This is a genomic window from Streptomyces sp. NPDC012769, assembly GCF_042901205.1.
Taxonomy (GTDB): Bacteria; Actinomycetota; Actinomycetes; order Streptomycetales; family Streptomycetaceae; genus Streptomyces.
This window is the reverse complement of record NZ_JBIBCP010000001.1, coordinates 1,186,277-1,210,554: the sequence shown is the minus strand read 5'-3', so window position 1 is coordinate 1,210,554 and position 24,278 is coordinate 1,186,277. Positions and strand designations below refer to the sequence as shown.

Below are 24,278 nucleotides of genomic sequence, written 5' to 3'. Positions count from 1 at the left end.
GCAGCGAGACGGCAGCGAATCAGCCAAGGGGAGGGGCGCGTGAGACGCATGACGGCACGACCTGCCAACGCCCACCAGGCGCGACTCCTCCGGCTGCTGCGCGACGGAGGACCCAACTCCCGTGCGCAGCTGGGCGATCAGATCGACCTCTCGCGCTCCAAGCTGGCCGTCGAGGTCGACCGGCTGCTCGACACCGGCCTCGTCGTCGCGGACGGCCTCGCCGCCTCGCGCGGCGGACGGCGCTCGCACAACATCCGGCTCGCGCCCGAACTCCGCTTCCTCGGCATCGACATCGGCGCCACCTCCATCGACGTGGCCGTCACCAACGCCGAGTTGGAGGTGCTCGGGCACCTCAACCATCCGATGGACGTCCGCGAGGGCCCGGTCGCGATCTTCGAACAGGCCCTGGCGATGGCGGCGAAGCTGCGCGCCTCCGGCCTCGCCGAGGGCTTCGACGGCGCCGGGATCGGCGTCCCCGGGCCCGTCCGCTTCCCCGAGGGCACCCCGGTCGCCCCGCCGATCATGCCGGGCTGGGACGGCTTCCCCGTACGGGAGGCGCTCAGCCAGGAACTCGGCTGCCCGGTCATGGTCGACAACGACGTGAACCTCATGGCCATGGGGGAGCAGCACGCCGGGGTCGCCCGTTCCGTCGGCGACTTCCTCTGCGTCAAGATCGGCACCGGCATCGGCTGCGGCATCGTCGTCGGCGGCTCCGTCTACCGCGGTACGACCGGCAGTGCCGGCGACATCGGCCACATCCAGGTCGACCCCGGCGGCCGCCCCTGCGCCTGCGGCAACACCGGCTGCCTGGAAGCACACTTCAGCGGCGCCGCGCTCGCCCGCGACGCCGAGGAGGCGGCGCGCGGCGGCAGGTCGGAGGAGCTCGCCGCCCGCCTCGCGGCGGCCGGCCGGCTCACCGCCGTGGACGTCGCGGCGGCCGCGGCCGCCGGGGACGCCACCTCGCTCGCCCTCGTCCGCGAGGGCGGCAACCGGGTCGGGCAGGTCATCGCCGGACTCGTCAGCTTCTTCAACCCCGGTCTGGTGGTGATCGGCGGCGGGGTCACCGGCCTCGGTCACCACCTCCTCGCCAGTGTCCGCACCCAGGTCTACCGCCAGTCCCTCCCGCTGGCCACCGGCAACCTCCCCATCGTCCTCGGCGAGCTGGGCCACACCGCCGGCGTCATCGGCGCGGCCCGCCTCATCAGCGACCACGTCTTCTCACCGGCGTAACCGTCGGTCCGTCGGTCCCTCGGTCCGTCGGTCCCTCGGTCTGTCGGCTCGTGGGCACCCCCATGCCCCACCCCGGCACCCTCGCGCCGCCATCCATTCACACCCCCATCCATTCACACCCCCGCACCCACTCGCCCAGGCGCCACCCGCACCCGCCGAGGGGATCCCCGTCATGCCACCAGAACCGCCCCCGCCCCCGCCCTCCACCTCACCCCCGCCCCTGCTCACCATGTCCGGCATCACCAAGTCCTTCCCCGGTGTCCGCGCCCTCGACGGCGTCGACCTGGAGGTGCGCCCCGGCGAGGTGCACTGCCTCCTCGGCCAGAACGGCGCCGGGAAGTCCACCCTCATCAAGGTCCTCGCGGGCGCCCACCAGCCCGACGGAGGTGCCATCACCTGGCGGGGCGAACCCGTCCGCCTCCGCTCGCCCAGCGCCGCCGTGCGGCTCGGCATCGCCACCATCTACCAGGAGCTCGACCTCGTCGAAGGGCTGTCCGTCGCCGAGAACGTCCACCTCGGGCACGAGCCCACCGCCGCCGGCTTCGTCGTCCGCGCCCGCCACGCCCGCGCCGCCGCCGCCGCGCTGCTCGCCCGGCTCGGCCACCCGGAGATCGACCCCGCCCGTCTCGTCGGCGAACTCTCCGCCGCCCAGCGGCAGATCGTCTCCATGGCGAGGGCGCTGTCCCACGACGTACGCCTCATCGTGATGGACGAGCCGTCCGCCGCGCTCGACCCCGACGAGGTCGCGAACCTCTTCCGCATCGTCGAGTCCCTCACCGCCGACGGGGTCGCCGTCGTCCACATCTCCCACCGCCTGGAGGAGATCCGCCGCATCGGTGACCGGGTCACCGTACTCAAGGACGGCCGGGCCGTCGCCGGCGGACTGCCGGCCGCCTCCACCCCGACCCGCGAGATCGTCGGCCTGATGACCGGCCGGGACGTCCCGTACGTCTTCCCCGACCGCCCCGCGGACCCGCCCCGCGCCGAACCCGTCCTGAAGGTCGAAGGACTCGCCCGCACGGGGGAGTTCGCGCCGCTCGATCTGGAGCTGCGGCCCGGGGAGATCGTCGGGCTCGCCGGACTCGTCGGCTCCGGTCGCTCCGAGATCCTGGAGACGGTCTACGGGGCCCGCAAGGCCACCGCGGGCCGGGTCCTCGTCGACGGCCGGCCCCTGCGCCCCGGCAGCGTCCGCGCCGCCGTCCGCGCCGGGCTCGGCCTCGCTCCCGAGGAACGCAAGGCGCAGGCCCTGCTCATGCTGGAGTCCGTCACCCGCAACGTCTCCGTGTCCTCCCTCGGCCGCTTCTCCCGGGCCGGCTGGATCGACCGTACGGCGGAACGCGCCGCGGCCCGCGCCGCCACCCGGGAGCTGTCGCTGCGCCCCGACCAGCCCGAGGCCCGCGTCCGCACCCTGTCCGGCGGCAACCAGCAGAAGGCCGTCCTCGCCCGCTGGCTGCTGCGCGGCTGCCGCGTGCTGCTGCTCGACGAGCCGACGCGCGGGGTGGACGTCGGCGCCCGCGCCGAGCTGTACGCCGTGATCCGCCGCCTCGCCGACGAGGGGCTCGCGGTGCTCCTCGTCTCCAGCGAGGTCCCCGAGGTCCTCGGGCTTGCCGACCGCGTCCTGGTCCTGCGCGAGGGCCGGGTCGTGCACACCGCTCCCGCCCGTGACCTCGACGAACACCGCGTACTCGACCTCGTGATGGAAGGGAGCCCCGCCGCATGAGCCTGTCCACCGCCAAGTCCACCGTACGGGAGCGCGGCCGGCGCGCACTCGGCTTCACGCCCGACGTGCGCAACCTGTCCCTGCTGGGCGTGCTCGTCGCGCTGGTCGTGGTCGGCGGCCTGACCCGGCCCGCGGAGTTCCTGGCGACGTCCAACCTCCAGCTCGTCCTCACCCAGGCATCCGTGATCGGTGTCGTCACCGTCGGCATGACCTTCGTCATCACCAGCGGCGGCATCGACCTCTCCGTGGGCGCGATCGTCGCCCTCGCCTCCGTGTGGGCCACCACCGTCGCCACCCAGGAGTACGGCTTCGCGGGCATCCTCTTCACCGCCGTGGTGGTGGGGCTGAGCTGCGGTCTCGTCAACGGACTGCTCGTCGCCTACGGGCGGATGGTGCCGTTCATCGCGACCCTGGCCATGCTCGCCTCGGCCCGTGGCCTCGCCCTGCAGATCACCGACGGCCGCACCCAGATCGTCACCGTGCAGTCGGTGCTCGACCTCGGCGTCCCCGACGCGTACGTCCTCGGCATCCCGCCGCTCGTCCTCGTCTTCGCCGCGGTCACCGCCGCCGGCTGGCTGATCCTCAACCGCACCACCTTCGGCCGCCGCACCGTCGCCGTCGGCGGCAACGCCGAGGCCGCCCGCCTCGCCGGCATCGACGTCCGCCGCCAGCGCCTCTGTCTCTACCTGCTCTCCGGCCTGTGCTGCGGCATCGCCGCCTTCCTGCTGATCGTCCTGTCCGGCTCCGGACAGAACACCAACGGCAACCTGTACGAGCTCGACGCCATCGCCGCCGCCATCATCGGCGGCACCCTCCTCAGCGGCGGCCGCGGCACCATCGTCGGCTCCGTCCTCGGCGTCCTCGTCTTCACCACGATCACCAACATCTTCGCCCTCAACAACCTCCAGAGCGACGTCCAGCAGATCGCCAAGGGCGCGATCATCGTCGCCGCCGTCCTGGTCCAGCGCCGCACCGCCCGCGACGCCGACGCCTGAGCCCACCCCCCCGTTCGCCACGCACGAAGGGTCGATCCGCCATGCCCGAATCCCTCGCCGCGACCAGCCGCAGATCCGTCCTCCTCGGCGGCGCCGCCGTCTCCGCCGGCGCCCTCCTCACCGCCTGCACCAGCAACGAGCCCAAGAATCAGGCGCCGGCCGCCTCCGGCGTTCCCGCCGCCGACGACAAGCCCGGCACCCCCGTCACCATCGGCTTCGCCGGCCCCCAGGCCGACCACGGCTGGCTCAACGCCATCAACCAGAACGCCAAGGACCGCGCGAAGAAGTACGCGGACGTCACCCTGGAGATCACCGAGGGCTCCAACGACACCGCCACCCAGATCGGCCAGATCCAGACCCTCATCAACAAGAAGGTCGACGTCCTCGTCATCCTCCCCGCCGACGGCAAGGCCCTCACCCAGGTCGGTCTCCAGGCCATGAAGGCGGGCATCCCCGTCATCAACCTCGACCGGATCTTCGCCTCCCCGCAGGCCTACCGCTGCTGGATCGGCGGCGACAACTACGGCATGGGTCTCAACGCGGGCCGCTACATCGGCGAGAAGCTCAAGGACAAGCCGAACGCCAAGGTGATCGAACTCGCCGGCATGGACAGCCTGGAGCTCACCAAGCAGCGCACCCAGGGCTTCGACGACGCCCTGAGGAACTACCCCAACATCACCAAGGTGGCCCGCCAGGCCGCCGACTTCACCGTCGAGTCCGGCCAGGCCAAGATGGCCCAGCTGCTGCAGGCGCAGCGTCAGTTCGACGCGCTGTGGAACCACGACGACGACCAGGGCGTGGGCGCGTTGCGGGCCATCGCCCAGGCCGGCCGCAAGGACTTCCTGATGGTCGGCGGCGCCGGGGCCAGGTCCGCCATGGACGCCATCAAGGCGGACGACGGCGTGCTCAAGGCCACCGTGCTCTACCCGCCGACCATGGCCGCCTCCGCCGTCGACCTGGCCCGCGCCCTCGGCCAGAAGAAGGGCGTCGGAGGGATGTCCGAGCTGGAGATCCCCGCCTCCGTCACCCTCTACTCCGCCGTCGTCACCAAGGAGAACGTCGACGAGTACCTGCCCACCGGCTTCAACTGACCGGTCTCGACCGACCGGTCCCGACCGACCGGCGCCCGCACCACGAAACGGGAGGAACCACATGGAAGAGACGCTCGGCGTCGGGATGGTCGGCTACGCCTTCATGGGCGCCGCCCACTCGCAGGGCTGGCGCACCGCGGGGCGCGTGTTCGACCTGCCGCTGCGGCCGGTGCTCGCCGCCGTGGCCGGCCGGGACGCCGCCGCGGTCCGGGCCGCCGCCGGCCGGCACGGCTGGGCGGCGGCGGAGACCGACTGGCGCTCCCTCGTCGCCCGCGACGACGTCCAGCTGGTCGACGTCTGCACGCCCGGTGACAGCCACGCGGAGATCGCGATCGCCGCCCTGGAGGCCGGCAAGCACGTGCTGTGCGAGAAGCCCCTCGCCAACTCGGTCGCCGAGGCGGAGCAGATGACCGCCGCAGCCGAGGCCGCCGCCGAGCGAGGTCAGATCGCCATGGTGGGCTTCAACTACCGCCGGGTGCCCGCCCTTTCGTTCGCCCGGCGGCTGATCGCCGACGACCGGCTCGGCGTGCTCCGGCACGTGCGCGTCACCTATCTCCAGGACTGGCTGGTCGACCCCGGCTTCCCGCTGACCTGGCGCCTCGAACGGGAGCACGCCGGGTCGGGGGCGCTCGGGGACCTCGGGGCGCACGCCGTGGACCTCGCCCAGTACCTCGCGGGGGAGCCGCTGGTGGGTGTGTCGGCGCTCACCGAGACCTTCGTACGGGAGCGGCCCCTGCTCGCCGGAGTGGCGACCGGGCTCGCGGCCGGACCCTCGGCTGGAGCGGGCTCCGGCGCGTACGGGCCGGTCACGGTCGACGACGCGGCCCTGTTCACCGGGCGGCTCGCCTCGGGGGCGCTCGCCTCGTTCGAGGCGACCCGGATGGCGGCGGGCCGCAAGAACGCGCTGCGCCTGGAGATCAACGGGGAGAAGGGCTCGCTCGCCTTCGACCTGGAGCGGCTCAACGAGCTGTCCTTCCACGACCACACCGAGCCGGCCGCCTCGGCCGGGTTCCGCCGCATCCTCGTGACCGAGCCCGACCACCCGTACCTGGAGGGCTGGTGGCCGCCCGGGCACGCGCTCGGCTACGAGCACACCTTCGCGCACCAGGCCCGCGACCTGGTCCTCGCGATCGCCTCGAAGACCGCCCCCGCGCCGTCGTTCGCGGACGGGCTCCAGGTCCAGCGGGTCCTGGCGGCGGTGGAGGAGAGCGCCCGGAACAACGCCGTCTACACCCCCGTGCCCGTACCGCGGGCGCAGACCTAGAGGAGGCCGCGACCGTGCCCCGTCCCTTCACCCTCTTCACCGGCCAGTGGGCCGACCTTCCGTTGGAGGAGGTCTGCCGGCTGGCCCGCGACTTCGGCTACGACGGCCTGGAACTCGCCTGCTGGGGCGACCACTTCGAGGTCGACAAGGCGCTCGCCGATCCCGCGTACGTCGACGGCAGGCGCGCCCTGCTGGAGAAGTACGGCCTGAAGTGCTGGGCGATCTCCAACCACCTGGTCGGGCAGGCCGTCTGCGACCATCCGATCGACGAGCGCCACCGGGCGATCGTGCCGGCCCGGATCTGGGGCGACGGCGACGCCGAGGGCGTACGGCGCCGGGCGGCCCGGGAGCTCGCCGACACCGCGCGGGCGGCCGCGGCCCTCGGCGTCGAGACCGTCGTCGGCTTCACCGGCTCGTCGATCTGGCACCTGGTGGCGATGTTCCCGCCGGTGCCGGAGCGGATGGTCGAGCGGGGCTTCGAGGACTTCGCGGAGCGCTGGAACCCGATCCTCGACGTCTTCGACGCCGAGGGCGTGCGCTTCGCGCACGAGGTCCACCCGAGCGAGATCGCCTACGACTACTGGACCACCCAGCGGGCCCTGGAGGCGGTCGGCCGGCGGCCGGCCTTCGGCCTGAACTTCGACCCCAGCCACTTCGTGTGGCAGGACCTGGACCCGGTGGGCTTCCTGTGGGACTTCCGCGACCGGATCTACCACGTGGACTGCAAGGAGGCGCGCAGGCGTCTGGACGGCCGCAACGGGCGGCTCGGCTCGCATCTGCCCTGGGGCGACCCGCGGCGCGGCTGGGACTTCGTCTCCGCCGGGCACGGGGACGTGCCGTGGGAGGACGTGTTCCGGATGCTCCGCTCGATCGGCTACGGGGGGCCGGTCTCGGTGGAGTGGGAGGACGCCGGCATGGACCGGCTGACCGGTGCGCCGGAAGCGCTTTCCCATCTCAAGCGGTTCGACTTCGACCCTCCCGCAGCCTCCTTCGACGCCGCGTTCGGAGGCGGCGACTGAGCTGAAACGGCAGGTCCGCGCCCGGCGGTGGATCCGCAGCCGGGCCGGTCCGCGCTGCCCGCGAGCGGCTTTGTCCTCTCCCGGGAGAAAGTCCGACTCTCCTCGGGCGCAAGGGCTTTCCGAGCTGGACGAAGCCCGCTACGGTCCCTGATGTGTACATGACGTATCCCGTGTAACGGGACGACTCGACCAGCGTGACGGCGCACGCCGGTCCCCGGACACCCGCACACCCCGGCCCTACTCCGGAGGACATCCGTGCATAGACAACGACTCCGAGCCAGGCGCACCAGGAAGGCCCTCGCCCTCCTCACCGTCGGACTGCTCGCCCTCGGCGCCCCCCAGGCCCTGGCGGCCGACCCGGCGACCACGGCCGGCACCGCCGCCGCGGAGCAGTTCCAGCAGGTCACCCTCGCCAAGGGCGCCGCGGAGGTCGGCGAACCCATGTCGCTGGCCGTGCTGCCCGACCGCAGCGTCCTGCACACCTCCCGCAACGGCGAGCTGCGCCGTACCGACGCCGCCGGCAACACCACCGTCGTCGGCCGCGTACCCGTCTACTCCCACGACGAGGAGGGCCTCCAAGGCATCGGCCTCGACCCGGACTTCGCCCGCAACCGGGCGATCTACCTCTACTACGCGCCGCCGCTCACCACCCCCGCCGGAGACGCCCCCAACGACGGCACCGCCGCCGACTTCGCGAAGTTCGACGGCGTCAACCGGCTCTCCCGCTTCACCCTGGCCGCCGACTTCACCCTGGACAACGCCAGCGAGAAGAAGGTCATCGACATCCCCGCCACCCGCGGCATCTGCTGCCACGTCGGCGGCGACATCGACTTCGACGCCCAGGGCAACCTCTACCTGTCGACCGGCGACGACTCCAACCCCTTCGCCTCCGACGGCTTCACCCCCATCGACGAACGCCCCGGCCGCAACCCCGCCTACGACGCCCGCCGGACCTCCGGCAACACCAACGACCTGCGCGGCAAGATCCTGCGCATCAAGGTCGCCGAGGACGGCTCGTACACCGTCCCCGCTGGCAACCTCTTCGCCCCCGGCACGGACCGGACGCGGCCCGAGATCTACGCCATGGGCTTCCGCAACCCCTTCCGCTTCAGCGTCGACAAGACCACCGGCGTCCTCTACGTCGGCGACTACGGCCCCGACGCGGGCGCCGCCGACCCTCTGCGCGGCCCCGCCGGACAGGTCGAGTTCGCCCGCGTCACCAAGCCCGGCAACTACGGCTGGCCGTTCTGCACCGGGAACAACGAGGCCTACGTCGACTACGACTTCGCCACGAAGACCTCCGGCGCCGCCTTCGACTGCGCCGCCCCGAAGAACGACTCGCCCCACAACACCGGACTCGTCGACCTGCCGCCCGCCGAACCCGCCTGGATCCCCTACAACGGCGGATCCGTCCCCGAGTTCGGCAGCGGCTCCGAGTCCCCCATGGGCGGCCCCGTCTACCGCTACGACGCCACCTCCGCCTCCCCCGTGAAGTTCCCCGAGTCCTACGACGGCGACTTCTTCGCCGGCGAGTTCGGACGGCGCTGGATCAAGCGCGTCGAGCACGGCGCCGACGGCACCGTCCAGTCCATCAACCCCGTGCCCTGGACCGGCACCCAGGTGATGGACATGGCCTTCGGGCCCGACGGCGCGCTCTACGTCCTCGACTACGGCACCGCCTGGTTCGGCGGCGACCAGAACTCCGGCCTCTACCGCATCGAGAACGCCACCGACGGCCGCTCCCCGGTCGCCGAGGCGAGCGCGAACAAGACCTCCGGTGTCGCGCCCCTCAGGGTCGCCTTCTCCTCCGCCGGAACCACCGACGCCGACGGCGACACCCTCACCTACACCTGGGACTTCGGCGACGGCGGCACCTCGACCGGCGCCGACCCCACCTACACGTACCGCAGGAACGGCACCTACACCGCGACCGTCACCGCCAAGGACCCCTCCGGCCGCACCGGCTCCGCCTCCGTTCACGTCGTCGTCGGCAACACCGCACCCAAGGTCACCCTCGAACTGCCCGCCGACGGGTCCCTGTTCAGCTTCGGCGACGAAGTGCCCTTCAAGGTGACCGTCACCGACCCCGAGGACGGCGCCGGCGGACCCGTCGACTGCGCCAAGGTCAAGGTCACCTACGTGCTCGGCCACGACAGCCACGGCCACCCCGTCACCACCGCCAACGGCTGCGCCGGCACCATCAGGACCGACGCCGACGGCGGCCACGACGACGACGCCAACATCTTCGGGGTCTTCAACGCCGAGTACACCGACGGCGGAGGCGGCGGCCAGGCCGCGCTCACCGGCCGCGACCAGGCCAAGCTCCAGCCCCGGCACCGACAGGCCGAGCACTTCGACGGCCAGGCCGGCATCCGTACGTACGACAAGCCCCAGGCACACGGCGGCCGGACCGTCGGCGACATCCACGACGGCGACTGGATCTCCTTCACGCCCTACCACCTCGCCGGGTCGACCAGGCTGACCGCCCGGGTCTCCTCCGGCGGCGCCGGAGGCTTCCTGGAGGTCCGCACCGGATCACCCACCGGCACCCTCCTCGGCTCCGCGGCCGTCCCCGTCACAGGCGGCTGGGAGACCTTCCAGGACATCGACGTGCCGCTGCGGAACGTGCCACGCCGCACCACCGAACTCTTCCTGGTCTTCAAGGGCGGCGCCGGAGCCCTCTACGACATCGACGACTTCACCCTCTCCGACGCCCCCGTCGACCGCGCCACCAAGCGCGTCCTCGTCTTCTCCCGCACCGCCGGCTTCCGCCACGACTCCATCCCGGCCGGCATCACCGCCCTCAAGGAGCTCGGCGCGGGCAGCGACATCGTCGTCGACGCCACCGAGGAACCGCGCCAGTTCACCACGAACAACCTCGCCCGCTACGACGCCGTCGTCTTCCTCTCCACCACCGGCGACGTCCTCACCACCGACCAGCAGACCGCCTTCGAGAACTACGTCGCCAACGGCGGCGGCTACATGGGCGTCCACGCCGCCGCCGACACCGAATACGACTGGGGCTTCTACGGCGGACTCGTCGGCGCCTACTTCCACTCCCACCCCCACATCCAGTCCGCCACCGTCCGCGTCGAGGACCACGACCACCCCGCCACCGCGCACCTGGGCGGCACCTGGCAGCGCACCGACGAGTGGTACAACTACCGCAGCAACCCGCGCGAACAGGCCCGTGTCCTCGCCACCCTCGACGAGACCAGCTACAGCGGCGGCACCATGAACGGCGACCATCCCCTCGCCTGGTGCCAGAGCTACGGCGGCGGACGCTCCTTCTACACCGGCGGCGGACACACCAAGGAGTCCTACGCCGAACCCGCCTTCCGGCAGCACCTGCTCGGCGGCCTGCGCTACGCCACCGGCCAGGTCACGGCCGACTGCCGGCCGCAGACCGGCTACCGCGACCTCTTCAACGGCGAGACCGGCAACGGCTGGAAACAGGCCGGCCCCGGCGGCTTCGACGTCGTCGACGGCGAACTGCGCTCGACCGGCGGCATGGGCCTGCTCTGGTACCAGGCCAAGGAGTTCCACGCGTACTCCCTCACCCTGGACTGGAAGCAGACGGGCGACGACAACTCAGGGATCTTCGTCGGCTTCCCCGCCTCCGACGACCCCTGGTCGGCCGTGCGCAACGGCTACGAGATCCAGATCGACGCCACCGACGCCGCCGACCGCACCACCGGTGCCGTCTACGGCTTCAAGTCCGCCGACCTCCAGGCCCGCGACCGGGTCCTCCGGCCGCCGGGCCAGTGGAACAGCTACGAGATCCGGGTCAGGGGCGAACGCCTCCAGGTCTTCCTCAACGGCGTGAAGATCAACGACTTCACCAACACCGACCCGGCCCGCAGCCTCGCCGACGGCTACATCGGCCTCCAGAACCACGGGGCCGAGGACCAGGTCTCCTTCCGGAACATCCGGATCAAGGAGCTCGCCTCGTAGCGGCTCCCCACCGGCCGGCGGCGGGCGGGGCGGCGCCGTACCCCCCCCCCGCCGCCACTCCACCCTTCCCCCCAGCGGTCCCGAGGAGGCAGCCGTGACGACCACCCACGCCCGCACAGGAGTCTGGTTGATCGGAGCGAGAGGCTCCGTCGCCACCACGGTGGTCGCCGGCTGCGCCGCCGTCACCGCCGGACTGCACCCGCCGACCGGCATGGTGACGGAGACGGAGGCCTTCGCGTCCGCCGACCTCCCGCCGCTGTCCACCCTCGTCTTCGGCGGCCACGACACGGCGAGCTGCCCCCTGCCGAAACGAGCCGAGCAGCTGACCGTCGCCGGGGTCCTCCCGCCCGGCCTCGCCCCGGCGATCGCCGGGGAACTCGCCGCCGCCGACGCCCGGATCCGCCCCGGCGGCCCCCTCCCGGGCGACACCCGGGGCGACGAGGAGCTGATCGCGGCCTTCGCCGCGGACCTGACGGACTTCCGCATTGGACTGGACCTGGAGCGGGTGATCGTGGTCAATGTAGCTTCCACGGAGCCGGCGTCGGGGGGCGTCGGGCTCCCACCGAGCTCGCTCTACGCCGCGGCCGCGCTACGGACCGGCTGCCCGTACGTGAACTTCACCCCGTCCACCGGGCTGCGCCACCCCGACCTCGCGGAAGCCCTCGCGGCCTGCGGCCTGCCCTACGCGGGCCAGGACGGCAAGACCGGACAGACCCTGCTCCGCTCGGTGCTGGCCCCGATGTTCCAGCGGCGGGCCCTCGCCGTACGGGCCTGGTCCGGCAGCAACCTCCTCGGCGGCGGCGACGGAGCCGCCCTCGCCGACCCGGCCGCCGCCGCGGCCAAGAACGCCGGCAAGGAACGGGTCCTCGACGAGATCCTCGGCCCCGGCGTCGAGGGACAGGTCCACATCGACGACGTCCCGGCGCTGGGGGAGTGGAAGACCGCCTGGGACCACATCGCCTTCGACGGCTTCCTCGGCTCCCGCATGGTCCTCCAGACCATCTGGCAGGGCTGCGACTCCGCCCTCGCCGCACCCCTCGTCCTCGACCTGGCCCGCCTCACCGCCCGCGCCCACGCCCGCGGCCTGACCGGCCCCCTGGAGGACCTCGCCTTCTACTTCAAGGACCCCGACGGCACCCCACCAGCCGCTCTCTCCGACCAGTACGCCCGCCTGCTGGCCTTCGCCGAACGCCTGGGGAAGGACGGACGATGAGCGGGACACGGCGGACGGGCGTGGGCGAGACGCGGGTGCGGGCGGGGGCGGCCGCCTGGGAGTGGCGGGACCGCGCCGGGGCCTGGGCGGAGTTGTTGCGGGTGTCGGCCCTGGCCACCGTGCCGGGGGACGCGCTGGCCGGGGCGGCGGCGCTCGGCGCCCGGACGAACCGGGGGACGCTGCTCGCGATCGGTGCCTCGGTCTGCCTGTACGAGGCGGGGATGGCCCTCAACGACTGGGCCGACCGCGAGGAGGACGCCCTCGACCGCCCGCACCGCCCGCTCCCCTCGGGCCGCGTCCGCCCCTCCGCCGCCCTCGCCGCCTCCGCCGCCCTCACCACCACGGGGCTCGCGCTCGCCGCCCGGGCGGGACGCGCCCCACTCGCGGTGGCCGGAGCGCTCGCCGCCACCGTCTGGTCCTACGACCTCCACCTCAAGCACACCCCTTTCGGCCCCTTCGCGATGGGCACCGCCCGCGCCCTCGACCTGCTCCTCGGCGCCACCGCCACGGCATCCCGCCGGACACCCCGCCCGGCTGCCGCACCACGGAAGGCCCGCCAGCCGGCCGACGCCCGCCGGGCCGTGCTGTCGGCGGGGCTGCTGGGCGCCCACACCTACGCCGTCACCGCCGTCTCACGGCACGAGACCCAGGGCGGCTCGGCCTCCGCCCCCGCCGCGGCGCTGACCGTCACCACCGCCGTGGCCGCGGCGGCCGGCGGCGGCTCGCCGCTCGCCGCGGTGCTGGCGGCCGACTACGCCCGCACCCCCGCCACCTCCCTCCTCCACGCCGCACTGCACCCCTCACCACCCCTCACCCAGCGGGCCGTCGGCGCCGGCATCCGCGCCCTCATCCCGCTCCAGGCCGCCCTCGCGGCCCGCTCCGGCGCCCCGGCGACCGCGCTCACCGTCCTCGCCCTCGCCCCGCTCGCCCGCGCCCTCGCACGGAAGGTGAGCCCCACATGACCGGCACCCGCACGAGTCCCGACGGAACCCCGCTCCCCACCGGTCCGCGTCCCGGCCACGACTCCAGTCCCACCGCAGGCCCCGCCCGGCCCCGCCTCGGCTACGGCACCAACGGCCTCACCGACCTCCGTCTCGACGACGCCCTCGCCCTCCTCGCGGACCTCGGCTACGACGGCGTGGGGCTGACCCTCGACCACATGCACCTCGACCCGCTCGCGGCCGACCTGCCCGCCCGCACCGCCCGGATCGCCCGCCGACTGGACGCGCTCGGGCTCACCGCCACCGTCGAGACCGGCGCCCGCTACGTCCTCGACCCGCGCCGCAAGCACGGCCCCTCCCTCCTCGACCCGGACCCCGACGCCCGCGCCGCCCGCACCCGGCTCCTGCGCACCGCGCTCCGCGTCGCCGAGGAACTCGGCGCCCACGCCGTCCACTGCTTCAGCGGCACCCTCCCCGAGGACACCGACGTCCCCACCGCCTGGCAGCGCCTCACCGCCGAACTCGCCCCGCTCCTGGAGGCGGCCGCCACCGCCCGCGTACCGCTCGCCGTCGAACCCGAACCCGGACACCTCCTCGCCACCCTCGACGACTTCCACCACCTCCGCGGCCTCCTCGACCACCCCGACCCGGCCGTCCTCGGTCTCACCCTGGACCTCGGCCACTGCCAGTGCCTGGAACCCCTGCCACCGGCCGACTGCCTGCGCGCCGCCGCCCCCTGGATCCGGCACCTCCAGATCGAGGACATGCGGCGCGGTGTCCACGAACACCTCCCGTTCGGCGACGGCGAGATCGACTTCCCTCCCCTCCTCGCCGCCCTCACCGAACTCACCGCCGCCGGCTACCCCGGGCTCACCGTCGTCGAACTGCCCCGCCACTCCCACGCCGGACCCGAACTCGCCCGCGAATCCCACCACTTCCTCAGCTCCCTCCTCCGCCAGGAGGCCCCCGCATGCTGACCGACCCCGACCCCGACCCCGACCGCGACTCCGCCCCCGCGCGCGCCTGGCTCGCCGCCGCCGTCACCGACGCCACCGCCCGCGCCCCGGCCTGGGAGGCGCACTTCGCCTCCGCCGGCCGTCACTGCGGCCACGACCACGCCGACACCGCCCGGCTCCGCCTGCTGACCGCGGCCCGCGCCGAGCCCGCCACCCTGACCCGCCTCTACCGGCAGGGCAGCTCCGCCGAACGCCGCGCCGTCCTCCTCGCCCTCCCCGCCCTCGTCCCCGGACCCGAGGCCCTCCCGCTCGTCGAGGACGCCCTGCGCACCCATGACACGACTCTCCTCGCCGCCGCCCTCGGCCCCTACGCCGCCCGCCACCTCCCCGCGCACCTGTGGCGGCACGCCGTCCTCAAGTGCCTCTTCACCGCCGTCCCCGTCGACACGGTCGCCGGACTCGCCCGGCGCGCCGCCGGAGACACCGAACTCGCCCGGATGCTCCGCGACCACGCCGCCGAACGCACCGCCGCCGGCCGCGCCGTCCCCGCCGACCTGCACCGCGTGCTCGCCCTCACCGAGGAGTCCTGATGCGCATCTTCGACCCCCACATCCACATGACCTCGCGCACCACGGACGACTACCGGGCCATGCGCGACGCCGGCATCCGCGCCGTCGTCGAACCCTCCTTCTGGCTCGGCCAGCCCCGCACCTCGCCCGCCTCCTTCCTCGACTACTTCGACTCCCTCCTCGGCTGGGAGCCCTTCCGCGCCGCCCAGTACGGCATCGCCCACCACTGCGCCCTCGCCCTCAACCCCAAGGAGGCCGGCGACCCCCGCTGCGTCCCCGTCCTCGACGCCCTGCCCCGCTATCTGGCCAAGGACCACGTCGTCGCCGTCGGCGAGATCGGCTACGACTCCATGACCCCCGCCGAGGACCACGCCCTCGCCGCCCAGCTCCAGCTGGCCGCCGACCACGGGCTGCCCGCCCTCGTCCACACCCCGCACCGCGACAAGCTCGCCGGACTGCGCCGCACCCTCGACGTGGTCAAGGAGTCCGTCCTCGACCCCGGCCGGGTCCTCCTCGACCACCTCAACGAGACCACCGTCGAGGAAGCCGCCGCGAGCGGCGCCTGGCTCGGCTTCTCCGTCTACCCCGACACCAAGATGGACGAGGCCCGCACCGTCGCCGTCCTGAAGGCGCACGGAACCGAGCGCGTCCTCGTGAACTCCGCCGCGGACTGGGGCCACAGCGACCCCCTGAAGACCCGCAGGGTCGGCGATGCCATGCTCGCCGCCGGCTTCACCGAGGACGACGTCGACCAGGTCCTGTGGCGCAACCCCGTCGCCTTCTACGGCCTCAGCGGCCGCCTCCGGCTCGACCCGCCGACCGCCGGAACCGGCGGCCTCCACGAGGGCAACTCGATCCTCCGCGGCGGGGAATGAGAGGAGCCGGCCATGCGCTTCCGCCACCCCGACGGATCCACCGTCCACCTCGCCTACTGCACCAACGTCCACCCCGCCGAAACCCTCGACGGCGTCCTCGCCCAGCTCGGCGACCACTGCGAACCCGTCCGCCGCCGCCTCGGCCGCGACCGGCTCGGCATCGGACTCTGGCTCGCCCGCGACGCGGCCCGCGCCCTGGTCGCCGACCCGGCCGCCCTGCGCACCCTGCGCACCGCCCTCGACCGGCGCGGCCTCGAAGTCGTCACCCTCAACGGCTTCCCCTACGAGGGCTTCGGCGCCGCCGAGGTCAAACACCGCGTCTACCAGCCGGACTGGACCCGGCCCGAACGCCTCGCCCACACCACCGACCTGGCCCGGCTGCTCGCCGCCCTCCTGCCCGACGACGTCACCGAAGGAACCGTCTCCACCCTCCCCATCGCCTGGCGCACCCCCTACGACGCCCGCGCCGCCGACCTCGCCCGCACCGCGCTGACCACCCTCGCCGAACGCCTCGACGCCCTGGAGGAACTCACCGGACGCTCCGTCCGCGTCGGCCTGGAACCCGAACCGGGCTGCGTCATCGAGACCGTCCGCGACGCGATCGGCCCGCTCACCGCCGTCGCCAGCCCCCGCATCGGCGTCTGCCTCGACACCTGCCACCTCGCCACCTCCTTCGAAGACCCCCGAGCCGCCCTCAGCGCCCTCGACGCCGCCGGCATCCCCGTCCCCAAGGCCCAGCTCTCCGCCGCCCTGCACGCCGAACACCCCCACCTCCCCGAGGTCCGCGAGGCACTCGCCGCCTTCGCCGAACCCCGCTTCCTCCACCAGACCCGCACCCTCACCGCCGCCGGCCCCCGCGGCACCGACGACCTCCCCGAAGCCCTCGCGGGTGGCGTCCTGCCCGAGTCCACCCCCTGGCGTTCCCACTTCCACGTCCCCCTGCACGCCCCGCCCGAGCCCCCGCTCACCTCCACCCTCCCCCTGCTCCGCGACACCCTCGCCCTGCTCGTCGGCGGCCCCCGGTCCCGCACCCGCCACCTGGAGGTCGAGACCTACACCTGGCAGGCCCTCCCACCCGACCGGCGCCCCCGCACCCGCGCCCGGCTCGCCGACGGCATCGCCGCCGAACTCACCCTGGCCCGCGACCTGCTCACCGACCTCGGCCTCAAGGAACTCCCATGACGCCCACCCCGCTCCTCGTCCTCGACGTGGTCGGCCTCACCCCGCGGCTGCTGCCCCACATGCCCCACCTGAGGGCCCTCGCCCACGGCGGCTCCCAGGCCGCCCTGTCCACCGTCCTGCCGGCCGTCACCTGCACCGCCCAGACCACCTTCCTCACCGGCACCCTCCCCTCCGGACACGGCATCGTCGGCAACGGCTGGTACTTCCGCGAACTCGGCGACGTCCTGCTGTGGCGCCAGCACAACGGCCTCGTCCACGGCGACCGCCTCTGGGACGCCGCCCGCCGCGCCCACCCCGGCTACACCGTCGCCAACATCTGCTGGTGGTACGCCATGGGCGCCGACACCGACATCACCGTCACCCCGCGCCCCGTCTACTACGCCGACGGCCGCAAGGAACCCGACTGCTACACCCGGCCCCCCGAACTCCACGACGAACTCACCACGACCCTGGGCACCTTCCCCCTCTTCCACTTCTGGGGGCCCGGCGCCGACCTCGTCTCCAGCCGGTGGATCATCGACGCCACCCGCCACGTCCTGCGCACCCGCCGCCCCGACCTCGCCCTCGCCTACCTCCCCCATCTCGACTACGACCTCCAGCGCTTCGGCCCCGACGACCCGCGCTCCCACCGCGCCGCCGTCGCACTCGACGCCGCCCTCGCCCCGCTCCTCCACGACGCCCGCGCCGAGGGACGCACCGTCGTCGCGCTCTCCGAATACGGCATCACCCGCGCCGACCGGCCCGTCGACATCAACCGCGCCCTGCGCCGCGCCGGCCTCCTGGAGGTGCACACCCAGGACGGCATGGAATACCTCGACCCCATGACCTCGCGGGCCTTCGCCGTCGCCGACCACCAGATCGCCCACGTCTACGTCCGGCGCCCCGCCGACCTCGAAGCGACCCGCGCCGCCCTCACCGGACTCCCCGGTCTCGACCGGCTCCTCGACGACGACGGCAAGAAGGAACACGGCCTCGACCACCCGCGCTCCGGCGAACTCGTCGCCCTCGCCGAACCCGGCGCCTGGTTCACGTACTACTACTGGCTCGACGACGCCCGGGCCCCCGACTTCGCCCGGCTGGTCGACATCCACCGCAAACCCGGCTACGACCCCGCCGAACTCTTCATGGACCCGCTCGACCCCTACGTACGGATCAAGGCGGCCACGGCGATCGCCCGCAAGAAGACCGGCATGCGCTACCGCATGGCCGTGGTGCCCCTCGACCCGTCACCTGTTCGCGGCAGCCATGGCCGCCTCCCCGCGAGCGAGGACGAAGGTCCGCTCATCCTGTGCTCCACCCCCCGCGCCGTGAGCGGCCGCGTCGCGGCCACCGATGTGAAAGCCCTGCTGCTCGGGCTCGCGGGCCTCTCCTGACCCGTGCCCGACCTGCCGGACCAGTACAGCAGACGAAACAGACGACCAAGGAGTTATCCACAGATGAGCCGCACCTCCCGCCGGACCTCCGCCGACCCCGAACTCTCCCACCGCCTCAGCAGACGGAACGTGCTCGGCGTCGCCGCCGGAACGACCGCCGCGGCCCTCCTCGGCGCGACCGCCGCCCCCGCGCGGGCCGCCGCCCCCGCCGACCGCGGCCAGGGCCACGGCCGCCCCGTCCTGCCCCCCGGCCGCTTCGGCATCCAGCTCTACACCCTCCGCGACAAGGTCTCCACCCTCGGCTTCGCCGCCGTCTTCGCGGAGCTCCAGCGCTACGGCTACGACGAGGTCGAGTTCGCCGGCTACACCCAGGGCTCCGCCGGCCCGATCACCCTCGCCGAGCTCAAGCGCCTCACCGCCGACCACGGCCTGCGCGGCATCGGCAGCCACGTCGGCTACCACTCCGCCGACCCCAAGGCCTACACCTTCGCCCAGAACCTCGACCGCGTCCTCGACGACGCCGCCGCCCTCGGCCTCCCGCACATCGGCACCGCCTCCGGCCCCTGGCGCTACGGCGCCACCGTCGACGGCTGGAAGCGCTGCGCCGAGGAGTTCAACCGCTTCGGCGCCGCCGCCAGGGCGCGCGGCATGAAGTTCTACCAGCACAACCACTCCGAGGAGTTCTCCTTCGCCACCGACCGTCCCGACGTCCGCCTCTACGACGTCCTCCTCGCCGAGACCGACCCCGACCTCGTCCACCTGGAGATGGACGTCTTCTGGGCCTACGTCGGCCAGTACCGCTACTCCCGCCGCCCCGACGGCACCCCCGCCCCCTTCGACCCGCTCGACTACGTGCTCGCCCAGCCCCACCGCTTCCCGCTCTTCCACGTCAAGGACGGCGAGCGCGACGACTCCGCCGCCCCCTACGGGTACCGCATGACCGACGTCGGCGACGGCGACATCGACTACCGGCGTTTCATCTCCGAGGTCACCCGCACCCACCACGGGCGCCCCGGCCACCACTGGCAGGCCGAACGCGACAACCCCGTCGACTCGCTCTCCTTCGCCCGCCGCTCCAGCGCCCACCTCCACTCCCTGAGGGAGAAGGACTGACCCGCGACCGGCCCCCCACCACCCCGAGACGCGCCCCGAGGCGAACCGGAGGCGCACCCGGAGGCGACTCAGCCGATCCCCTGACGGTCCGCCTCCAGGGCGAAGGCCCGGTCCGCGGCCTGCGGCACCGTGCGCTCCACCAGCTCCGTCAGGAGCACACGGTGCCGCAGCAGCGGCTCCCTGCGGTCCTCGGGCACAAGCGCCAGCAGGTCGTCGAGCCCCGCCAGCATCCGCCGCGTCACCTGCGGGCTGCCCACCGCGCAGCCCCGGATCTCGGCGAACCCCAGGTCCACCAGATCCACCCACCCCGGCCCGTCCCGCACCAGGCGCACCGCCCCGCCGCCGTCCCGCCCGTCCCGGTAGGCCACCGCGCCCAGCGGCCGGCGGGCGAGTGCCGCCAGGTACTGGACGATCCGGTCCAGGCACTGCACCGCCGTCGTCGGATCGTTCACGGCGGGGGACAGCGCCCGCAGCGCGATGTCCGCGAGCTGCCGCAGCCCGAAGCCGAGGTCCTGGTGGAAGGTCCGCTCGATCCCCACCGACACCGAGGACGCGAGCCCCTTCGGGGCCGCCCCGCCGTGCACCGCCAGGATCGGCGTCCCCGGCACCACGAAGTCCCCGATCCGCGGCAGCAGCCGCAGCACCAGCCCGTGCCGCCGTGCCGCCCGTACCAGCCGTGCCACGTTCACGTCCCGCAGCACCCCGGCCCGCCCCCGGTGCACCACGTGCCCGGTCACCGGCCCGAGCTCGCCGCCCCCGCCCTCGTACGACGGCGTCTTCATGAGCACCCGGAACGACTCCCCGGCGATCCGGTCCACCACATGCCCCACCCGCATCAGCCGCAGCGTGGCGTTCACGTACGCCACGAAGAGCAGCAGACTCAGACCCACCATCGCCAGCGTCAGGATCGACTGCAGCAGCGGCACGGACGTCACGAGCCGGGGATCGGTCTCGCTCTCGTACGAGGTCAGCACGAGCAGCGACAGCAGGAAGGTGGCGAGGAAGACCGCGAGCGTCGCCTTCGTGATGCGGCTCCGGACGAAGATCCGCACCACCCGGGGGCTGAACTGCCCACTGGCCATCTGCACCGCGACCAGCGAGATCGAGAACACCACACCGATGAAGGTCATCATCGCCGAGCTGACCGTGGTCACGACCGTCTTCGCGTCCTCGGCGATCCCGGCCAGGTCGCCGACGGCCTCGTAGGCGCCCTCGTCCCGCAGCGCGTCGACGATTTTGGCGTCGAGGTCGGCACACGCCCACCACAGCACGCAGATCACCGCCATGGCCGCGACCGGGGCGAACCAGAACGTGTCCCGTAGGTGTTCCCGCAAGGGCGACAGCATCCGGGGCCTGCGATACGGAAGGGCGGCGGGGGAAAGGTGGCTCACCCGGCGCAGGCTAAGCGCCGCCGCCCCCACTGACCACGGGAAACGCTGGTGAAAGCCACCTCGAACCCCTGGTAGAGTTATCCATGTCGCCGCGGGGAACACCCCCGAGTGACATCACACCTCGTCCGGGTGGCGGAATGGCAGACGCGCTAGCTTGAGGTGCTAGTGCCCTTTATCGGGCGTGGGGGTTCAAGTCCCCCCTCGGACACCGTACGGAAGGACCCCGACACATGTCGGGGTCCTTCCGCGTTCCCGGGCTCAGGCATCCGGGGCGGAGTCCAGGGCCTTGCGCGCCACCACCAGCCGGCAGTGCGGGCTGCCGTCGTCCCGGAACCCCAGCGACCCGATCGGAAGCAGTTCCACCCGGAAGCCGACGTCCTCCAGGCGCGCGCGGACGTCGGCGAGGCGGAAGGTCCGGTAGTACATGACGAAGGGCGGCCGCCACAGCGCGTTGCGGACCCGCATCACCGCGTCGAACCCCCAGAGCATCCAGTACGGGGCCGAGCCCACGGGCGGCGGCGCCGGGAGGGGGAAGGCGAGGACGCCGCCGGGGCGCAGCGAGGCGTGGACCTGGGCGAAGAGGGTGCGCTGGTCGGCCGGCAGGAAGTGGCCGAAGGCGCCGAAGCTGACGGCCAGGTCGAAGACCGGCGCGAAGGGGAGGGCCAGGGCGTCGGCCCGTACGAGCGTCGCGGCGGGGTGGGCGCGGCGGGCCTCGGCGAGCATGCCGGCGCTGAAGTCGACGCCGGTGATCCGTCCCGCGCACGCCGAGCGCAGCACCCCGAGTCCGGCGCCGGTGCCGCAGCACACGTCGAGTCCGGAGTCGAAGGGGCCGAGCGGGTCCAGGGCCTCGGCGACCGCCGTGAGCAGGCGGTCCGAGGTGCGGAACGGGGTCGCGTCGAACTTGTCCGCGAGCAGGTCGTAACCGTGCTCGACCGACGACAGTGCCTGACGGGTCAGCTCGCGGAGCGTGGGGCCCTCGGGGGAGAACATGCCCCGACCCTACGACCCGGGGAGCGCGCGGGACAGAAGATCCGCGCCGGGCGGAAGATCCGCGCGGGACGGAAGACGCGCGCCGGACGGGGAGACCTCGGGTCAGGAGGTCACAGGGCGCTGCGCACCTGCGGCGGTACGTTCCACGCCGGGGCGATCCCGGTGAGCTGGCAGATCAGCAGGTAGAGCGGGATGGGCGGGGTGTAGGGGGAGTCGCCGTCGGGGTGGTGGATCAGCCGGGGCCGGCGGTCGGGGATCACGGCGCCGGGGGCGTAGCAGGCGGGCAGCGGCCAGATCAGGTCGAGGTCGGAGCCGGACGGGACCAGCCACCACCACCAGTCGCTGTCGGCGTAGACACAGCCCTTCGCGGGCAGCCGGGACAGGATGCGGAAGCCGTAGCGGGCGGGGACGCCCACGGCGTCGCAGCCCAGGGTGGTCGGGAGGTCGACGGGGACGAAGAGGCGGGTGACGGGGACGGGTCCGGCGGGCGTCGAGGGGGAGAGCGGGTTGCGGGAGGCGGCGTTCTCGGAGCTCTTGCGGGCGCGCGGGGTCAGCAGCGTCGCCATGGACCTCAGCACGGCTCTCCCATGCCGTGGGCGAGCTCGGCCCACACGATCTGCGCGGTGCCGTGACCGGTGCGGTCCGCACCCCAGGCGCTCGCCAGGGCGTCGACCAGGATCAGACCCCGGCCGCGCTCCTCCTCGCCGCAGTCGCGGATGCGCGGTCCCGCGGGGCCCCCCTCGTCCCGCACGGCTATCCGCAGCCGTTCCTCGCCCTCGCGCAGTTCGCAGACGACACGGGCGCTCGCGGTGTGCACGACGGCGTTGGTGACCAGCTCCGAGACGACGAGCGCGACCGTGTCACGTATGTCGGGGCCGCAGCCCCAGAGGATCAGCCGTTCCTCGGCGAGCCGCCGGGCGCGGGCGACCGACTCGGTGCGGGCGGGCAGCTCGAAGGCGAAGCGGCGGACGTCGGTGTGGGGCCGTGGGCGCTGGGTCATGACGCGAGGGCTCATGAGACCTGAGGAGTGCGCGTTACCAGAAGCCACGACCGGATCCTCACAACTGTGGGCAGGAGTGCCGTACGCATCCCCCCGCGGCGGAGCGCACGGCGGCATGCGTACTGGTTCACCGGAATACTGTGCTCCTGAGTCGGACACTTGGCAAGTGGCACTCTGAAAAATGCAGAGTGCTGTGTTCTCTCTGGCCGTGTTCATGGCACACTCGTCGAAACAGCGCGTCGGGGAGGTCTTCTTAAGTGAGCGAGCCGCGGTCCGCCCCCACGGTGGGACAGGTCGTCCTCGGCAGGCGTCTCCAGGATCTTCGCGAACGGGCCGGCCTCAAGCGGGAAGAGGCCGCCAAGATCCTGCGGGTCGCCCCGGCCACGATCCGACGCATGGAGACCGCAGAGGTCGCGCTGAAGATTCCGTACGTACAGCTCCTGTTGAAGGCGTACGGCATCACCGACTCCGAGGCGGAGGGCTTCGTCGCCCTCGCGGAGGAGGCCAACCTCCCCGGCTGGTGGCAGCGGTTCCACGACGTGCTGCCCGGCTGGTTCTCCATGTACGTCAGCCTGGAGGGGGCCGCGAGCCTCATCCGGGCCTACGAACCGCAGTTCGTCCCCGGTCTGCTGCAGACCGAGGAGTACGCCCGTGCCATTCTGCGCAGCGGGGCCGTCGGCGGCAGCAACGACGCCGAGGAGATCGACCGGCATGTAGCCCTCCGCATGGAGCGCCAGTCCCTGCTCACCAGGGAGGACGCGCCCAAGTTCTGGGTGATCATGGACGAGACGGTCTTCCGCCGACCGGTCGGCCACGGGCCCGAAGTGATGCGCGACCAGCTCGACCGGCTGCTCGAAGCGTCGGAGCTGCCGAACGTCACCCTGCAGATCGCGGAGTTCGCGTCCGGCCACCATCCCGGCACCTACGGACCGTTCGTCCTCTTCCGCTTCGCCATGCCCGAACTCCCGGACATGGTCTACAGCGAGTACCTGACCGGCGCCGTCTACCTCGACGCGCGCCCCGAGGTGGCCTCCCACCTCGAGGTCATGGACCGCATGGCGGCCCAGGCCGCGACTGCACAACGCACGAAGGAGATTCTCCGGAATCTCCGCAAGGAGCTGTGAATGGATCGCATATACAACGGCATGCCCGCCGCTGAGCTCGGTGCCGAGGGATGGCACAAGCCGTGGAGCGGCGGGAACGGGGGCAACTGCGTGGAGGCCATGAAGCTGGCCGACGGCAGGGTCGCCGTGCGACAGTCCGCAGACCCTGAGGGACCAGCGCTCATCTACACCCACGGAGAGATCGCCGCATTCATCCAGGGGGCCAAATCAGGCCAGGCTGATTTCCTGCTCACCTGAACCTTCCGCCACAGCCCTCACATCGCGTAACTCTTGCTGTA

General features: G+C 73.0%; 21 protein-coding genes and 1 tRNA gene. 18 read left to right on the top strand and 4 right to left on the bottom strand.

All coding sequences use genetic code 11. From position 1 onward, the window contains the following. The first annotated feature begins 48 nt into the window (after positions 1 to 48). From ACFY7C_RS05420 to ACFY7C_RS05350, 15 genes are all read left to right on the top strand, one after another. Positions 49 to 1,230 carry an ROK family protein gene (locus ACFY7C_RS05420; protein ID WP_389644054.1) on the top strand — a complete coding sequence of 394 codons (1,182 nt, stop codon included), beginning with the start codon at positions 49 to 51 and terminating at the stop codon, positions 1,228 to 1,230. A gap of 229 nt (positions 1,231 to 1,459) precedes the next feature. Further along, positions 1,460 to 2,950 carry a sugar ABC transporter ATP-binding protein gene (locus ACFY7C_RS05415; protein ID WP_389645976.1) on the top strand — a complete coding sequence of 497 codons (1,491 nt, stop codon included), beginning with the start codon at positions 1,460 to 1,462 and terminating at the stop codon, positions 2,948 to 2,950. After that, positions 2,947 to 3,945: an ABC transporter permease gene (locus ACFY7C_RS05410; RefSeq protein ID WP_389644051.1), complete on the top strand. Its 999-nt coding sequence runs from the start codon at positions 2,947 to 2,949 to the stop codon at positions 3,943 to 3,945. Before ACFY7C_RS05415 ends, ACFY7C_RS05410 begins: the two co-directional genes overlap by 4 nt. Before the next feature lie 41 nt (positions 3,946 to 3,986). Further along, positions 3,987 to 5,036 carry a substrate-binding domain-containing protein gene (locus ACFY7C_RS05405; protein ID WP_389644048.1) on the top strand — a complete coding sequence of 350 codons (1,050 nt, stop codon included), beginning with the start codon at positions 3,987 to 3,989 and terminating at the stop codon, positions 5,034 to 5,036. A gap of 61 nt (positions 5,037 to 5,097) precedes the next feature. Next, the gene (locus tag ACFY7C_RS05400; RefSeq protein ID WP_389644046.1) at positions 5,098 to 6,300 is read left to right on the top strand and encodes a Gfo/Idh/MocA family protein; all 1,203 of its coding nucleotides are present in this window, start codon (positions 5,098 to 5,100) and stop codon (positions 6,298 to 6,300) included. 14 nt (positions 6,301 to 6,314) lie between these two features. Beyond that, positions 6,315 to 7,319 carry a sugar phosphate isomerase/epimerase family protein gene (locus ACFY7C_RS05395; protein WP_389644044.1) on the top strand — a complete coding sequence of 335 codons (1,005 nt, stop codon included), beginning with the start codon at positions 6,315 to 6,317 and terminating at the stop codon, positions 7,317 to 7,319. Between the two features lie 255 nt (positions 7,320 to 7,574). Then, the gene (locus tag ACFY7C_RS05390; protein WP_389644041.1) at positions 7,575 to 11,273 is read left to right on the top strand and encodes a ThuA domain-containing protein; all 3,699 of its coding nucleotides are present in this window, start codon (positions 7,575 to 7,577) and stop codon (positions 11,271 to 11,273) included. A gap of 94 nt (positions 11,274 to 11,367) precedes the next feature. Continuing rightward, positions 11,368 to 12,486 carry an inositol-3-phosphate synthase gene (locus tag ACFY7C_RS05385; protein ID WP_389644038.1) on the top strand — a complete coding sequence of 373 codons (1,119 nt, stop codon included), beginning with the start codon at positions 11,368 to 11,370 and terminating at the stop codon, positions 12,484 to 12,486. Further along, positions 12,483 to 13,448 (top strand): SCO3242 family prenyltransferase, encoded by a 966-nt coding sequence (locus tag ACFY7C_RS05380; protein ID WP_389644036.1) that lies wholly within the window; start codon positions 12,483 to 12,485, stop codon positions 13,446 to 13,448. Before ACFY7C_RS05385 ends, ACFY7C_RS05380 begins: the two co-directional genes overlap by 4 nt. After that, a complete protein-coding gene (locus ACFY7C_RS05375) occupies positions 13,445 to 14,404 on the top strand; it encodes a sugar phosphate isomerase/epimerase family protein (RefSeq protein ID WP_389644033.1) in 960 nt (319 codons plus the stop codon). Before ACFY7C_RS05380 ends, ACFY7C_RS05375 begins: the two co-directional genes overlap by 4 nt. Next, complete coding sequence (locus ACFY7C_RS05370) at positions 14,398 to 14,973, top strand: EboA domain-containing protein (RefSeq protein WP_389644031.1); 576 nt, start codon at positions 14,398 to 14,400, stop codon at positions 14,971 to 14,973. The genes ACFY7C_RS05375 and ACFY7C_RS05370 overlap by 7 nt, the downstream gene beginning before the upstream one ends. After that, positions 14,973 to 15,827, top strand: coding sequence for a TatD family hydrolase (locus ACFY7C_RS05365; RefSeq protein WP_389644029.1), 855 nt, complete (start codon positions 14,973 to 14,975; stop codon positions 15,825 to 15,827). The genes ACFY7C_RS05370 and ACFY7C_RS05365 overlap by 1 nt, the downstream gene beginning before the upstream one ends. Before the next feature lie 12 nt (positions 15,828 to 15,839). After that, the gene (gene eboE, locus ACFY7C_RS05360) at positions 15,840 to 17,009 is read left to right on the top strand and encodes a metabolite traffic protein EboE (protein ID WP_389644027.1); all 1,170 of its coding nucleotides are present in this window, start codon (positions 15,840 to 15,842) and stop codon (positions 17,007 to 17,009) included. Continuing rightward, a complete protein-coding gene (locus tag ACFY7C_RS05355; protein WP_389644024.1) occupies positions 17,006 to 18,382 on the top strand; it encodes an alkaline phosphatase family protein in 1,377 nt (458 codons plus the stop codon). The genes eboE and ACFY7C_RS05355 overlap by 4 nt, the downstream gene beginning before the upstream one ends. A gap of 63 nt (positions 18,383 to 18,445) precedes the next feature. Continuing rightward, positions 18,446 to 19,495: a sugar phosphate isomerase/epimerase family protein gene (locus tag ACFY7C_RS05350; RefSeq protein WP_389644021.1), complete on the top strand. Its 1,050-nt coding sequence runs from the start codon at positions 18,446 to 18,448 to the stop codon at positions 19,493 to 19,495. Between the two features lie 68 nt (positions 19,496 to 19,563). Here ACFY7C_RS05350 and ACFY7C_RS05345 read toward each other — a convergent pair whose 3' ends face one another. After that, positions 19,564 to 20,841: a DUF2254 domain-containing protein gene (locus ACFY7C_RS05345; RefSeq protein WP_389645973.1), complete on the bottom strand. Its 1,278-nt coding sequence runs from the start codon at positions 20,839 to 20,841 to the stop codon at positions 19,564 to 19,566. A gap of 168 nt (positions 20,842 to 21,009) precedes the next feature. Here ACFY7C_RS05345 and ACFY7C_RS05340 point away from each other — a divergent pair. Continuing rightward, positions 21,010 to 21,094, top strand: a tRNA-Leu gene (locus ACFY7C_RS05340). Between the two features lie 50 nt (positions 21,095 to 21,144). Here ACFY7C_RS05340 and ACFY7C_RS05335 read toward each other — a convergent pair. From ACFY7C_RS05335 to ACFY7C_RS05325, 3 genes are all read right to left on the bottom strand, one after another. After that, the gene (locus ACFY7C_RS05335) at positions 21,145 to 21,876 is read right to left on the bottom strand and encodes a class I SAM-dependent methyltransferase (protein WP_389644018.1); all 732 of its coding nucleotides are present in this window, start codon (positions 21,874 to 21,876) and stop codon (positions 21,145 to 21,147) included. Positions 21,877 to 21,986: 110 nt separating this feature from the next. After that, positions 21,987 to 22,442, bottom strand: a complete 456-nt coding sequence (locus ACFY7C_RS05330) for a hypothetical protein (RefSeq protein ID WP_389644015.1) — start codon at positions 22,440 to 22,442, stop codon at positions 21,987 to 21,989. A 5-nt stretch (positions 22,443 to 22,447) separates the two neighbouring features. Beyond that, positions 22,448 to 22,876: an ATP-binding protein gene (locus tag ACFY7C_RS05325; protein ID WP_389644013.1), complete on the bottom strand. Its 429-nt coding sequence runs from the start codon at positions 22,874 to 22,876 to the stop codon at positions 22,448 to 22,450. Positions 22,877 to 23,133: 257 nt separating this feature from the next. On the opposite strand from ACFY7C_RS05325, the gene ACFY7C_RS05320 reads away from it, so the two are divergent. Both ACFY7C_RS05320 and ACFY7C_RS05315 read left to right on the top strand, forming a co-directional pair. Beyond that, the gene (locus tag ACFY7C_RS05320; RefSeq protein ID WP_389644010.1) at positions 23,134 to 24,000 is read left to right on the top strand and encodes a helix-turn-helix domain-containing protein; all 867 of its coding nucleotides are present in this window, start codon (positions 23,134 to 23,136) and stop codon (positions 23,998 to 24,000) included. Continuing rightward, positions 24,001 to 24,237: a DUF397 domain-containing protein gene (locus tag ACFY7C_RS05315; RefSeq protein ID WP_015037566.1), complete on the top strand. Its 237-nt coding sequence runs from the start codon at positions 24,001 to 24,003 to the stop codon at positions 24,235 to 24,237. The last annotated feature ends 41 nt before the right edge of the window (positions 24,238 to 24,278 follow it).